Consider the following 12,425-nt stretch of genomic DNA (forward strand, 5'->3'; position numbering starts at 1 on the left):
GGCCCCGCTGGAAACAGCGGGGCCTTTTTCTATTCTAGCTTCGAAACTCGTAACCCACATCAGATGTGAAAACGGCGCGACCAGTTACCTAGCCGCGCCGCGCAAACTGCAAAGAAATGGTGCTTAGATGCCGGCGTCGATAATCGCCTTGGCCAGCACTGGAATGGTTTTCTTGTTCAGCCCCGCAATGTTCATGCGGCTGTCGCCCACCATGTAAATCCCGTGATCTGCGCGAAGCTTTTCCACCAGATCGGGCGTGGTTCCCAAAAGGGAGAACATGCCGCGATGCTCTGCGAGAAAATCAAAGCGATCAGAATTGGACAGGCGGCGCAGTTCAGCCGCAAGCTGCTTACGCAACTCCAGCATACCAAGACGAACCTCTTCCAGCTCGGCTTCCCAGTCGGCGCGCAATTCGGGGTCGTTCAAGATTGTTGTGACGACACGCGCACCGTGATCCGGTGGAAAGCTAAAGTTCTGGCGGTTCAGGAACGACATATTTTGCTGTGCCAGATCGCGCTGTGCAGTGTCCTTGGCGACAGACATCAAGATGCCAGTACGTTCGCGGTAAACACCGAAGTTCTTTGAACAGCTCGCTGCGATAAGAACGTTGTCGAAGCTAGACGCGACCAAACGTGTTGCCGCGCCATCTTCGGCCAACCCGTCACCAAAGCCCTGATAGGCAATGTCAACGAAAGGCACCGCGGACTTTTCTTTCAGCAGTTCAATCACGCCTTTCCACTGCGGCATGGTCAGGTTTGCACCGGTTGGATTGTGGCAGCACCCGTGAAGCAGCACTACATCACCAGGCAACACCGCACCCAGATCCGTTAGCATGCCGACATAATCCACGTTGCGTGTTTCCGCATCAAAGTAACGGTAGGTCTTCGTCTTCATGCCGAGGTATTTGATGATGGATGGGTGGTTCGGCCAAGTCGGATCAGACAGCCAAACTGTGGCCCCTGGTGCTGCGAGCTTGATCAGCTCAAGCGCTTGGCGAATGGCACCTGTACCACCCGGCGTCGCAACAGCAGCAATGCGATCACGATCGACAGCGCCATCCAAAACCAAACCGATCATCGCATCGCTAAACGCAGGGTCGCCGGCCAGCCCTGTGTAGGCCTTGGTGCTTTGTTCCTTCACCAGACGTTTTTCTGCGGCCTTTACCGCACGCATTACGGGTGTGTTGCCGCTGGCATCTTTGTAAACACCAACCCCAAGATCGACCTTGGTGTCCCGTTCGTCTTCACGATATGCCGCCATCAAGGCGAGGATTTTATCTTTCGGTTGTGAAGAAAGGGTCTCAAACATTAAGCGTCTCCAGTGGCAATTGGTAAATCATCGAAAGTGCCCCATTCGGACCAGCTTCCATCATAAACAGCGTGGTCAGTCTTGCCCAAACGTTCCATCGCAAGCGCGAGGATTGCGGCCGTAACCCCAGACCCACACGACAAGATCGCAGGCTTGGCCAGATCAACACCCGCCTTGCGGAACACTTCGGCCAAAACCTCATTAGATTTCATGGTCCCATCGGGGTTCAGCAAATCTTTGTAAAAAACATTGCGCGAATTTGGAATGTGACCAGACCGTAGCCCTTCGCGTGGCTCAGGGGTTTCACCCTTGAAACGTTCCGGCGCTCGGGCGTCCACAATTACGTAATCGCCAAGTTTGGACGCGGATGCGACCTGCGTCACGTCCTTCACCATTTGGTTCTGACGGCTCACTGTCATGTGACGGTCCCGCACCGTTGGCGGCAGGTCTTCAAGGGGGCGGCCTTCTGCCTGCCATTTAGGAAGTCCACCGTCCAAAACGGCAATATCGGTTTTGCCCATCAGTCGGAACAACCACCAAACACGTGCGGCGCTGAACAGGCCCGAGCCATCATAGACGACAATCTGGTGCCCATCGCCCACACCCATCTTGCGCATGCGTGACATGAATTTCTCAACTGACGGCACCTTGTGTGGCAGCTCAGAGCGATGGTCGCTCACATCATCAATGTCAAAGAAGCGCGCGCCAGGAATATGAGCGGCACTATACTCAGCTTTGGCGTCACGTCCTGCGTCAGGCATGAACCATGATGCGTCCAAGACCCGAAGATCTGGATCTTTCAAATGATCAGCCAACCAAGCGGTTGAAACGAGTGTTTTAGGGTCATCGGAAGCCATAGCATCCCCCGTGTTTGCAGGCGTTTCGGGAACGGTACGTCCCTAACCCCGTGCCCCTTCTTTCGCAAGGTTTCGAAAACAAAAAGGAGCGCCACGGCAATGCCGGACGCTCCCTTAATCAGTCGTTCGGCTGACTTAGCCTTTGGACATCATGTTCTTTACGATGCCACCGATGCCACCAAGTGCCGCACCACCAGCGCCGCCGCCAGCAATTCCGGACACGAGTGTGCCGATGTCAAAGTTGCTTACAGCTTCAGCTGCTTCAGCGCCGCCAGTTGCGTCCATGCCGAGCGAGCCAAGGATAGAACCAGCACCCAAACCGCCAACTGCGCCGAGAACTGTGTTCATCATGCCGCCGCCATTCAGAGCGCCTGCAACCTTACCGATGATGTTACCGCCTGCCGCACCAGAGAGTGCCGGGATAAGTAATCCGAGAATCATTTCCATAGTCGTGTTCCTTTATTCTGGCGGCCTATATTGTTTCGCACACAACCTTGCACACCACAGGTTGTGTTGTGCGCAGGTTAACAGAAGTGGTTATTGGATCAATAGTGGGAGTGTCGGGGCTGGTTTCCCCCCTCAAATCAACACAGTAAGCTACCTTTAATCGCCGTGACGCAGCAATCTGGCCTTCTGGCGACCCCAATCACGCTTCGCTTCGGTGGCGCGTTTGTCTTGCTTTTGCTTACCTTTTGCGATCGCGATTTTGATTTTCACGCGGCCTTTGTGGTTGAAATACATAACCAACGGCACAAGGGTCATGCCCTCACGCTGGGTCGCATTCCACATCCGTATCATCTCACGTTTTGAGACAAGCAACTTACGCCGCGCCCGTTCTTCGTGTGGGAACATCGCTTGTTTGTACGGCGCGATATAGGAATTCACGAGCCAAAGTTCGTCGTTTTCCACTGCCGCATAACTGTCAGCGATGTTGGATTGCCCGGTGCGAAGTGACTTCACCTCGGACCCCGCCAGAATGATCCCGCACTCAATGTCGCTCTCGATTGCGAAATCGTAGCGGGCACGCCGGTTCTCGGCGATGACTTTGTAGTTTGGGTCGGTAACGGGTTTCTTTGCCATAACGCCTTGCAGATAGGGGATGGCGCGGCGTGCGACAACCCGTAGGGTGAGCGAAAGACAACGTTAGGCCCTGAATGTTACCGATCATCGACAACCAAACTGCCCGCCGCATATTCCTCGATAACCACTTACTGTTGGGTGCGCGGTCAGGGGCGGGCAAGGGTGATGACCTGCAATCGGTGATCGACCACCTCGGGTTTGTGCAGGTCGACAGCGTGAACACACTGGCCCGTGCCCACGACCTGATCCTTTGGTCGCGTCGCCAACAATACCGCGCGCCGAATTTGCCCAAGCATATGAAAACCCGTGGTGCGTTCGAACACTGGACACATGATGCGTCCGTCATTTCGATGCAGCACTTCGCGATGTGGCGTCACAAGTTCACCAAGGACAAAGCGTTTATGGATAAACGCTGGGGCGCTTGGCGGCGCGAGGGATTTCGTGAACAGCTCGACGGCGTGCTGCGTCAGATCACGGATGAGGGCGGATGTTCGTCCATGGATGTAGGCAAGGACGAAAAGAAAGGGTCAGGCGGCTGGTGGGACTGGCATCCGTCTAAAACCGCACTCGAATATCTTTGGCGTTCGGGCGATTTGTCCGTTTGCCACCGCAAAGGGTTTCGCAAGGTCTATGACCTGACCGAACGGGTCATCCCGCAAGAACACCTCGATGTACAAGTTTCCGAAGAAGACATGATCGACTGGGCCTGTATGTCGGCACTTAAACGTCTTGGCTTTGGAACCTCAGGCGAAATCGCTGCCTTTTATGAGATCATAACGCCTGCGCAAGCAAAGGCATGGTGCGCAGCTGCCTTGGCAAACCACCGCATTGCCGAAGTTCAGATTGAATCCGCCGATGGGTCTCTTCGCTCATCCTTTATCATGGCTGATAAGCTCGACCCGCCCACGCCAGAACCGAATAATCGTGTCCGGTTGCTTTCCCCATTCGACCCTGCCTTGCGTGACCGCAAACGCGCCGAGCGCCTTTTCACTTTCCATTACCGCATCGAAATCTTCGTGCCCGCCCCAAAACGGCAATACGGTTATTACGTATTTCCCGTCATGCAGGGCGATCGCATGATTGGCCGCGTCGACACCAAGCGCGACGGGGAGGCAACATTGGTCACGGCATTTTGGCCTGAAAAGGGTGTCCGCATGGGCAAAGCCCGCGTTCGCGCGCTTGAAGCCGAAATAGAACGCGTCGCGACTTTTGTTGGCAGTACAGACGTAACATGGGCTGCGGATTGGCTAAAAGAAAAAGCTTGAACAATGTTCACGTTTGTGAGATGAATAGCTCCAATTATATTCGTTAGCCAATTTTGGAGGTGCCTTATGGCCCATGTTATTCAAACTGAAACCCTTGTCGAGGAGGGGGTCATTACCTCCGATCAGGGTGACATCATCGCGCGCCGCTCTAGGCAGGTGATGGTTTCCCTCGTTATCAATTCTGTTCTTTGTTTCGGCATCATCGCCGCCGCTGCTGGTTTTATCGGCCTTTTGGCGGACGCCCTCGCGGTTGCGATTGTCGGCGGTCTTTTCCTAGGGATTGGTGCGACGATCCTTGTCAAAGCGACAGACCTTTACCGTATGTTCGGAACCGCCTCCGCGCTGATTGGCGCAGGCATGCTGACAGGCGGTGCCTCGATTGAAATTCTCGACATCTTCGGCGAGCAATCTGGCGGGTTGGCCCTTATGGTTCTTGGGCTTGTTGGCGCATTGACCGCAGCCTTCTTCAACCGAAATGGGCCCGAGCACACCGGTTTCCTGACGGGGAGTTTGCTCTTAATGACAGGCGCAATGCACATTGGCGGGCTGTACCTCTGGGCAGGATCCGCTGACATTTCGGGAATTACCGTTCCGATGCTGCACTTCTACGTCGCTGCAGCAGTTTTCGCCGCGGGTATGTTCATCGACGTGCGGTTCATATCAGCACTCGCGATCGTTCCGTTCGCGCAAATGCTCGATACCGGAACGTTCTATTTCCACGCGATGTACGCATTCTACAGCCCTGAAACCACGCTCAGCATTGTGCAGCTTGCCGTCGCCATGGCCATCTGTGTCGCCGTTGCAGGCTTGTTGACAGACCGCTACCGCCGCCACACGCATATGTTCGGCATCATGGCGTTTATCGTTGCCAACCTATGTTTCCTTGTCGGCTCACTTTGGGGTGACGTTGTGGGCAGTCACATTTGGGGACCGGGTTTCCGCGACTACAACGATGACTATCAAACCTACTATGACGCGGTTGATGCGTTTGAGGCCAGCACGCTTGTTATCTCCGAAGACATGTACTCAATCGTGTGGGCAATTCTGCTGATCCTTGCGGCCTTCTGGTCCGCCCACACCAACCGTCGCGGCATCTTTAACGCGGCCATGACCTTCGGTGCGATCCACGCCTACACCCAAGCGTTTGAGACGTTTTATGACGAACCCCTCGCGTATGTCATCGGTGGCTTGGCAGCGATCCCGCTGGCATGGGGGCTGTGGCGCTTGAACGACCAGTTCGAAAGCCGCAACGCCGCCGAACAAATCGCAGCCTAAAACGCAAACGGGCGGGGAGTGATCCCCGCCCGTTTCAATTTGTACCTAAGAATGGCTTCAGTTCAACAAACCCGCATGCACCATCGCGCTGCGCATCAGTTCTTTGGTTTCATCCAATAACCCTGTCAGCGGCGAGCGCACTTCTTCAGAACACATCCCCAGCAACGACATCCCGTATTTCGCGCTAACCAAGCCTGGCTCGGTAAAGATCGCCTTATGAAGCGGCATCAAACGGTCATTGATCGCTAAAGCTGCATCATAATCACCAGCCAAAGTCGCGTTCTGCATCTGCGCACAAAGCGCAGGCGCCACGTTCGCGGTTACAGAAATACAACCAACGCCGCCTTGCGCATTAAATCCAATCGCAGTCGGGTCTTCGCCGGACACCTGAACGAAATCTGTCCCACAAGACAGGCGCTGATTAGGAACCCGAGCCAAATCACCCGTCGCGTCTTTGACGCCCATGATCATCTCATGCTTCGCCAACTCACCCATCGTTTCCGGCGTCATGTCGACAACTGAACGACCAGGTATGTTGTAGATTACAATCGGCAAGCCACAGTCAGCCGCCGCCATGTAATGGGCAATAAGCCCACGCTGCGTAGGCTTGTTGTAGTACGGCGTTACGACCAATGCCGCATCCGCGCCCGCGGCCTTAGCAGCCTTCACCAACCGCACAGTTTCAGCCGTGTTGTTAGACCCAGCACCAGCAACAATCGGGAAACGCCCATTGGCGGCTTCGACAACTGTTTCAACGACTTTGTCATGCTCGGAATGGGTCAATGTGGGGGATTCGCCGGTCGTTCCAACAGGAACCAACCCGTGGGACCCTTGATCCACATGCCACTCGACAAGTTTTTTCAACGTATCGAGATCCAGCTGGCCGTTCGCGAACGGCGTGACAAGAGCAGGCAAAGAACCTTTGATCATGATACGCATCCTTAATAGGGGGACCGGTATTGGTCCGTTAATATCCGCGTCTCTAGTGGGGTTTTCCGCCTTTGCCAAGTTTGTGAGTTGCACGGTACATTGGATAAACTACCTATGTGACTAGAAGACGCCTAGTCTCGGGCGAAAAGGATACGAACCGTAATGAAAACAATCGTCATATCAGCGCTGGCCGGATGGCTAATGGTTGTGCCCGTATGGGCGCAAGAATCGCCTGATGACGAGACGTTCTCGGATGCTTTGGCGTCATTGGCAGGCAGCACCGACGCGTCGCCAAGTTTTGTGAACGGCACCGAGGTTGAGCAAGACCTGCTGGAATGGGTGAACTATCGCGACAACGACACAGAGGCGCCGTTTGCAAGCTACACAGATTTCCTTAACCGTCGCCCCAACTGGCCGGGGAACAGCCGTATCCGCGCAAACGCTGAACGGGCGATAGATGAAAACGTATCTACACTCGATGCGCTGCGATTCTTTGATGGTTCTGACATTGAAACGGGGCAGGGCGCTGTCGCCTTCGCAAATGCACTTATTGCCGATGGTCGCAGCGCAGACGCCGCCGCGATGCTCATTGACGTCTGGACCAGCGACGCGCTGACGACATCCAGCCACCAAGCGATCATCAACGCATATCCCGAAGTTGTGGCACCCTATCACGAGGCCCGCGCCGATATGCTTCTTTGGCGGTGGCGTACCACTGATGCCACCAACGTTCTGCCACTGCTGGATGAAGGCCAACAAGCCCTAACCCGTGCGCGGATCGCGATTATCAATCGCGCTGGCGACATTAATGATCGCGAAGAGCTCATTCCGGAACGGCTAAAAGACAGCCCCGGTCTTCATTATGATCGTTTCAACTGGTTTGCAGATCGCGGCGACTGGACCCAAGCCAGTATCATTCTTACGGCGCAATCAACCAGTGCAGACCGTTTGGGAATCCCTTGGCGGTGGGGCTCTTGGCGACGCACGCTCGCCCGTTGGCACATGCGCGAAGGCAACATCGACCTCGCCTATGCGTTCGCGTCCGACCATTTTATTGCGCCAGATGAAAGCAACTACGCAGACCTTGAGTGGCTGTCGGGCTACATCGCCTTGACATACCTTAAGGATTACAACCTCGCGCTCACGCATTTCGAACGCTTCGATGGCGCCGTTACTTCGCCTATTTCCAAAGGGCGAGCGGGCTATTGGCTGGGGCGCACGCACGAAGGGCTGGGCAACGCCGAAGCCGCAATCGCAGCCTTCCAAATGGGTGCGCAACATCAGACATCGTTTTACGGATTATTGTCCGCCGAACGGTTGGGCCTGACAATGAACCCCGATTTGGTCGGCGGCGAAGACTTTGGCAATTGGCGAACAAGTCAAGTTCTAGACAATGAACTTGTGCAAGCGGGTCTAGCCTTACTTGGTGCGGGCGAACGTGGCCTTGCCGTTCTGTTCTTCCGTGACGCTGCGCAGTCAATGTCGCGGCAGGAAATCGGCCAACTCGGCGCGATGTTCATGGATTTGGAGGAGCCGTTTTACACGGTCCTGATCGCCAAAACCGCCGTGCGCGATCATCTTATTGTGCAGGATGCCTATTTCCCAATTCACCCAATGGCGCAGATGGACCTTCCTGTTGAACCCGCCCTTGCATTGGCAATTGCCCGCCAAGAATCCGAGTTCCGCACAGATGCCGGCAGCAGTGTGGGTGCGCTGGGCTTGATGCAATTAATGCCTGCGACGGCCCAAGAGGTCGCAGGTTGGCTTGATTTGCCTTATGGTCGTTCGCGCCTGACAACCGACTGGGCCTATAACGCGGCGCTCGGGTCTGAATATCTTGCGTTTCTCACCCGTGAATTTGGCGACTCTCCGGTAATGATCGCCGCTGGTTACAATGCGGGCCCAAGCCGCCCGAAGTCATGGATGGACGAACGGGGTGATCCGCGCCGCAATATCTTGAACCCTGATCCGGTGGACGTGATCGACTGGATTGAACACATCCCGTTTCGCGAAACCCGCAACTACGTGATGCGCGTGACCGAAGGCATCCCCGTCTACCGTGCACGGCTAACGGGGCAAATCGGCCCTGTCGCGTTCACTGATATCCTGATTGGTGCCGCGCCGGTCATTCGTCCCGTTGCACGTCCTGATCGTGACGTCGAAGCACCGCCTGTTCCAGTGGAAACCGATCTGCAGCCAGACCCCGATCTCCCGCCAGTCCGCCGCGCTGGTGAGCTCGCGCCAACGGGTCCAACAGGCCCACAATCCATCCGCCCCGTTGCACGTGCAGGTGACTAAGCAGCGCGTCGTGCGCGCCACAATGTGAACATGCCCGCAGCAACAACCAGAGCCGCCCCAAGCGCGACATTCAGCGCCACGGTTTCGCTGAAAACTGTAATCCCGATGGCGCTGGCAAAGACCAGTTGCAGATAGGCAAACGGCTGCACCGAACTCGCCTCAGCGACCTCATAAGTTTTGATCAACAACCAATGCCCTGACACTCCCGTGATGCAAAGCGCGCCCATCCACCACCAATCGTTTCCAGCCATCGGCTCCCACATCCATAGGCCCAGAGGGGTCAACGCGATGGCCCCGACGACGCCCGTCCAAAAAAACGACGTTGCTGTGCTGTCTTTGCGGGCCGCGTATCGCGTCAGCAGCCCATAAAGCGCGAACATGAATGCGGCCAATAACGGAATTGCCGCCGCAGGGGTGAAAACCGCGACCCCTGGCTTTAGAATAATCAACACACCGATAAATCCCACGCCAATGGCGGACCATCTCCGCCAACCGACGTTTTCCCCTAAAATGGGGCCGGACAACGCGGCGATTAAAAGTGGGTAACAGGTGAATATCGCATGTGCCTCAACTAGTCCGAGGTAGATAAACGCCGTGACCATTACGCAAATCTCGGACGCCAAAAGTAGCCCGCGAAAGGCTTGCAGGAATGGTTGACGCGTTGCCGCTGCCGCCCGAACAGATCCCATCTGTCGTTTCGCGATGGCAATCACAAAAGCCGCGAAAAACCAGTAGCGGATGGTGACAATCATCAACACATTGTATTCGCCTGCCAGATACCGGCTGATCCCGTCTTGAACCGCAAATACGAATGTCGTCGCGATCATCAACAAAATGCCAAGGCGGACGTTTTGGGTGGTCATAATGCCCCTCGCACCATGTGTCGCTTGCGTCCAAATCCCGGCACACGCTCAATCGTGAAACCAGCGTCCGCCAGCCCACGGCGCACAAATCCAGCAGCAGTATACGTTGCAACCGTGCCGCCTTTTGCGGTATGCACCCCGACCTGAGCCATCAAATCCGCGCCCCAAAGCTCGGGGTTCTTGGCTGGGGAAAACCCATCAAGGTACCACGCATCCGCACGGCCATCCCAATCAGGCAAAGTTTCGCGTGCGTCCCCGACAATCACGCGCAGTTCAAAATCGGGCCCGCCAATTTGCGGGCTCAGGATCTCCATGTCGGAGTCATCTTCTATGAGATCCATCGGCAAGCCTTCGAACGCGTTCAACGCGCGGATCATGTCTGCAATAGGCATCGGAAAGGCCTCAAAGCTGGTGAAATGCAGCTTGCCTTTCACGCCCGCCTTGCGCCACGCTGCCAAAGTCACGAGGAAATTCAGACCGGTGCCAAACCCCAGCTCGGCCACATGAAACCCATCTTGAAACCGCTCAGGTAGGTCATTCCCGCGCAAAAACACATGCTGCGTCTCGGCTACGCCATCATCAAGCGAGTAATACGGATCGTCAAATTGCAACGACACCGGCACCCCACTGTCGCGCCATTCCAAATTCGCCCGCTGGTCTGTCATGTCGTAGTGTCCTATTTGGTTGGGGGGACCATGAAAGCAGGCGGCAGTGATGGCAACGGTTGATGTGACAATTCGCGGGGCAGGGGCATTCGGCCTGAGCGTTGCTTGGGCGTGCCAAAAAGCGGGCGCAACCGTGCGTGTTATTGACCCCAACGGCGTCGCGTCAGGTGCGTCGGGTGGTATTGTCGGCGCACTCGCCCCGCATGTGCCTGAACAATGGAACCCAAAAAAAGCGTTCCAATTGGAAAGTCTTTTGATGGCTGAAAGTTGGTGGGCGGACGTGGAAGCCGCGGGTGGCTTAGCATCTGGTTATGCCCGAACTGGGCGCCTGCAAGCATTGCCCGAAAACGCCTTAAAGCTCGCCCAAGAACGCGGACTCAACGCGCAAACATTGTGGCAGGGCCGCGCTGTTTGGGAGGTGGTTGACGCGCATAGCGGCTTCACCCCGAAATCCGAATCTGGCCTGCTCATCCATGACACACTGACGGGACGCATTCACCCCAAGCAAGCGTGCCATTCCCTCGCCGCAGCCATCCAATCAGGCGGCGGTGAGATTGTGACTGATGCAGCGCATGAAGGCCACGTCGTCTGGGCAACTGGCTGGGAAGGTCTTGATGAATTGACAGCACAGCACACGCGCCTTGTCGGTGCAGGTATCAAAGGCCAAGCAATACTTCTGGATTATGACGCGCGCACCGCACCGCAACTGTTCATCGATGGGCTGCACATCATCCCGCATTTCGATGGCACGACAGCAATCGGCGCCACGACCGAGCGTGAATTTGACGAACCATTCACAACCGATGCCCAATGCGACACTCTTCTTGCCAAAGCCCGCGCAGCGGTTCCCGCCTTGCAGGACGCCCCTGAAATTCGTCGTTGGGCGGGCTTGCGGCCACGTGCGCGCACCCGCGCACCCATGCTTGGTGAACATCCGTTCTGCAAAGGTGAATTCATCGCGAACGGTGGCTTCAAAATCGGATTTGGTATGGCCCCGCTTGCGGCCGAGAAACTCGCTCAACTTATCCTGAAAGGCGAAAACACGATCCCGCCTGACTTCGACCCAGTCAAAAGCCTTTAGCGCATCACCGCTTCCATGCACTGCTCGCCCTTCGGTCCGCGTACCCATGCCGCGCCATCCGCCCAGCACAGGGTTGCAGATTGCGGTTCACACAATGGGGCTGTTGCGCGGTAGGTCACTTCGGTCAGCGGCTTGCCCAATTGCGCCTCCCCCATAAGCATCAAATGTTGCGCCAGCAGTGGCCCATGCACGACCAGATCGTCATACTTCTCAACACGCCGGGCGTAGGGTCGGTCATAGTGAATGCGGTGCCCATTGAACGTCAGTGCAGAGTAACGAAACAACGTTGTTCGGTCGAATTCGACCGTCTGTGAATGGGTTTCATCGGTCCGCGCTGTTGGCCGCTCCGGGGTCTCACCATCATCTTCGCGGTAGACTAGATCCTGCCATTCGCTCAGCACAACGGTTCCCCGCTGACGTATGTCATGGCGCACCCGCACGAATGCCAGCGGGCCAGATCGCCCTGTTTTCCGGGTCACACCTTCGATGTTTGAAACCTTGTCAGCCTGCACACCCGCCCGCAAATTCGCATGAAACAACAACCGTCCAGCGGCCCACATCCGCCGCGGTAATCCCATGTCAGGCAGGAACCCACCCAAGGCCGGATGCCCGTCACGCCCTAGGTTTTCTGGTGGTTGCGGGTCCCAAAAGTAGATGTGATGAAAAAACGGAGGCAACGTGCTGCCGCTTTCAATCGTTTGCTCCATCCCCAAGGTCGCTTGCAACGCGCGCGCGCGGGCAGGGTCCAATATGTCGGTTAGTGATTGTGTTGATGATGTCTGCACTGTCATACTTTCGATGCT

Annotated in this window: 12 protein-coding genes; 4 read left to right on the forward strand and 8 right to left on the reverse strand. The window is 56.0% G+C overall.

Annotated features, from left to right (window positions below; genetic code table 11):
- Positions 1 to 123: 123 nt before the first annotated feature.
- From OSB_RS00745 to smpB, 4 genes are all read right to left on the reverse strand, one after another.
- On the reverse strand, positions 124 to 1,308 hold the full coding sequence (locus OSB_RS00745) for an amino acid aminotransferase (RefSeq protein WP_049833177.1): 1,185 nt from the start codon (positions 1,306 to 1,308) through the stop codon (positions 124 to 126).
- On the reverse strand, positions 1,308 to 2,165 hold the full coding sequence (gene sseA / locus OSB_RS00750; RefSeq protein ID WP_049833178.1) for a 3-mercaptopyruvate sulfurtransferase: 858 nt from the start codon (positions 2,163 to 2,165) through the stop codon (positions 1,308 to 1,310). The genes OSB_RS00745 and sseA overlap by 1 nt, the downstream gene beginning before the upstream one ends.
- A gap of 135 nt (positions 2,166 to 2,300) precedes the next feature.
- Positions 2,301 to 2,612, reverse strand: coding sequence for a hypothetical protein (locus tag OSB_RS00755; protein WP_049833179.1), 312 nt, complete (start codon positions 2,610 to 2,612; stop codon positions 2,301 to 2,303).
- Positions 2,613 to 2,768: 156 nt separating this feature from the next.
- Positions 2,769 to 3,245, reverse strand: a complete 477-nt coding sequence (smpB, locus tag OSB_RS00760) for an SsrA-binding protein SmpB (protein WP_049833180.1) — start codon at positions 3,243 to 3,245, stop codon at positions 2,769 to 2,771.
- 74 nt (positions 3,246 to 3,319) lie between these two features.
- On the opposite strand from smpB, the gene OSB_RS00765 reads away from it, so the two are divergent.
- The gene (locus OSB_RS00765) at positions 3,320 to 4,510 is read left to right on the forward strand and encodes a winged helix-turn-helix domain-containing protein (protein ID WP_049833181.1); all 1,191 of its coding nucleotides are present in this window, start codon (positions 3,320 to 3,322) and stop codon (positions 4,508 to 4,510) included.
- A gap of 66 nt (positions 4,511 to 4,576) precedes the next feature.
- Complete coding sequence (locus tag OSB_RS00770; RefSeq protein ID WP_049833182.1) at positions 4,577 to 5,785, forward strand: hypothetical protein; 1,209 nt, start codon at positions 4,577 to 4,579, stop codon at positions 5,783 to 5,785.
- A 57-nt stretch (positions 5,786 to 5,842) separates the two neighbouring features.
- On the opposite strand, the gene dapA is transcribed toward OSB_RS00770, so the two are convergent.
- Entirely contained in the window at positions 5,843 to 6,715 is an 873-nt protein-coding gene (gene dapA / locus OSB_RS00775; RefSeq protein ID WP_049833183.1) for a 4-hydroxy-tetrahydrodipicolinate synthase, read from the reverse strand.
- Between the two features lie 162 nt (positions 6,716 to 6,877).
- On the opposite strand from dapA, the gene OSB_RS00780 reads away from it, so the two are divergent.
- Positions 6,878 to 9,013, forward strand: a complete 2,136-nt coding sequence (locus OSB_RS00780) for a lytic transglycosylase domain-containing protein (RefSeq protein ID WP_049833184.1) — start codon at positions 6,878 to 6,880, stop codon at positions 9,011 to 9,013.
- Here the strand turns inward: OSB_RS00780 and OSB_RS00785 are convergent.
- Both OSB_RS00785 and mnmC2 read right to left on the reverse strand, forming a co-directional pair.
- Complete coding sequence (locus OSB_RS00785) at positions 9,010 to 9,876, reverse strand: DMT family transporter (protein ID WP_049833185.1); 867 nt, start codon at positions 9,874 to 9,876, stop codon at positions 9,010 to 9,012. The genes OSB_RS00780 and OSB_RS00785 overlap by 4 nt on opposite strands.
- Positions 9,873 to 10,541 (reverse strand): tRNA (5-methylaminomethyl-2-thiouridine)(34)-methyltransferase MnmC2, encoded by a 669-nt coding sequence (mnmC2, locus tag OSB_RS00790; protein WP_049833186.1) that lies wholly within the window; start codon positions 10,539 to 10,541, stop codon positions 9,873 to 9,875. Before mnmC2 ends, OSB_RS00785 begins: the two co-directional genes overlap by 4 nt.
- Positions 10,542 to 10,590: 49 nt before the next feature.
- Between mnmC2 and OSB_RS00795 the strand changes: the two genes are divergently transcribed.
- Entirely contained in the window at positions 10,591 to 11,622 is a 1,032-nt protein-coding gene (locus tag OSB_RS00795) for an NAD(P)/FAD-dependent oxidoreductase (RefSeq protein WP_049833187.1), read from the forward strand.
- On the opposite strand, the gene OSB_RS00800 is transcribed toward OSB_RS00795, so the two are convergent.
- Positions 11,619 to 12,413, reverse strand: a complete 795-nt coding sequence (locus tag OSB_RS00800) for an HTD2 family dehydratase (protein WP_049833188.1) — start codon at positions 12,411 to 12,413, stop codon at positions 11,619 to 11,621. The genes OSB_RS00795 and OSB_RS00800 overlap by 4 nt on opposite strands.
- Positions 12,414 to 12,425 lie beyond the last annotated feature (12 nt).

Source organism: Octadecabacter temperatus (genome assembly GCF_001187845.1).
Classification (GTDB): Bacteria; Pseudomonadota; Alphaproteobacteria; order Rhodobacterales; family Rhodobacteraceae; genus Octadecabacter; species Octadecabacter temperatus.

Bases quoted from the DNA above. Each gene is read 5' to 3' on its own strand.
- OSB_RS00800 (WP_049833188.1), bottom strand. From the start codon at position 12,413: ATGACAGTGCAGACATCATCAACACAATCACTAACCGACATATTGGAC.
- OSB_RS00780 (WP_049833184.1), top strand. From the start codon at position 6,878: ATGAAAACAATCGTCATATCAGCGCTGGCCGGATGGCTAATGGTTGTG.
- mnmC2 (WP_049833186.1), bottom strand. From the start codon at position 10,541: ATGACAGACCAGCGGGCGAATTTGGAATGGCGCGACAGTGGGGTGCCG.
- smpB (WP_049833180.1), bottom strand. From the start codon at position 3,245: ATGGCAAAGAAACCCGTTACCGACCCAAACTACAAAGTCATCGCCGAG.
- OSB_RS00745 (WP_049833177.1), bottom strand. From the start codon at position 1,308: ATGTTTGAGACCCTTTCTTCACAACCGAAAGATAAAATCCTCGCCTTG.
- OSB_RS00765 (WP_049833181.1), top strand. From the start codon at position 3,320: ATGTTACCGATCATCGACAACCAAACTGCCCGCCGCATATTCCTCGAT.
- sseA (WP_049833178.1), bottom strand. From the start codon at position 2,165: ATGGCTTCCGATGACCCTAAAACACTCGTTTCAACCGCTTGGTTGGCT.
- dapA (WP_049833183.1), bottom strand. From the start codon at position 6,715: ATGATCAAAGGTTCTTTGCCTGCTCTTGTCACGCCGTTCGCGAACGGC.
- OSB_RS00755 (WP_049833179.1), bottom strand. From the start codon at position 2,612: ATGGAAATGATTCTCGGATTACTTATCCCGGCACTCTCTGGTGCGGCA.
- OSB_RS00785 (WP_049833185.1), bottom strand. From the start codon at position 9,876: ATGACCACCCAAAACGTCCGCCTTGGCATTTTGTTGATGATCGCGACG.
- OSB_RS00770 (WP_049833182.1), top strand. From the start codon at position 4,577: ATGGCCCATGTTATTCAAACTGAAACCCTTGTCGAGGAGGGGGTCATT.
- OSB_RS00795 (WP_049833187.1), top strand. From the start codon at position 10,591: ATGGCAACGGTTGATGTGACAATTCGCGGGGCAGGGGCATTCGGCCTG.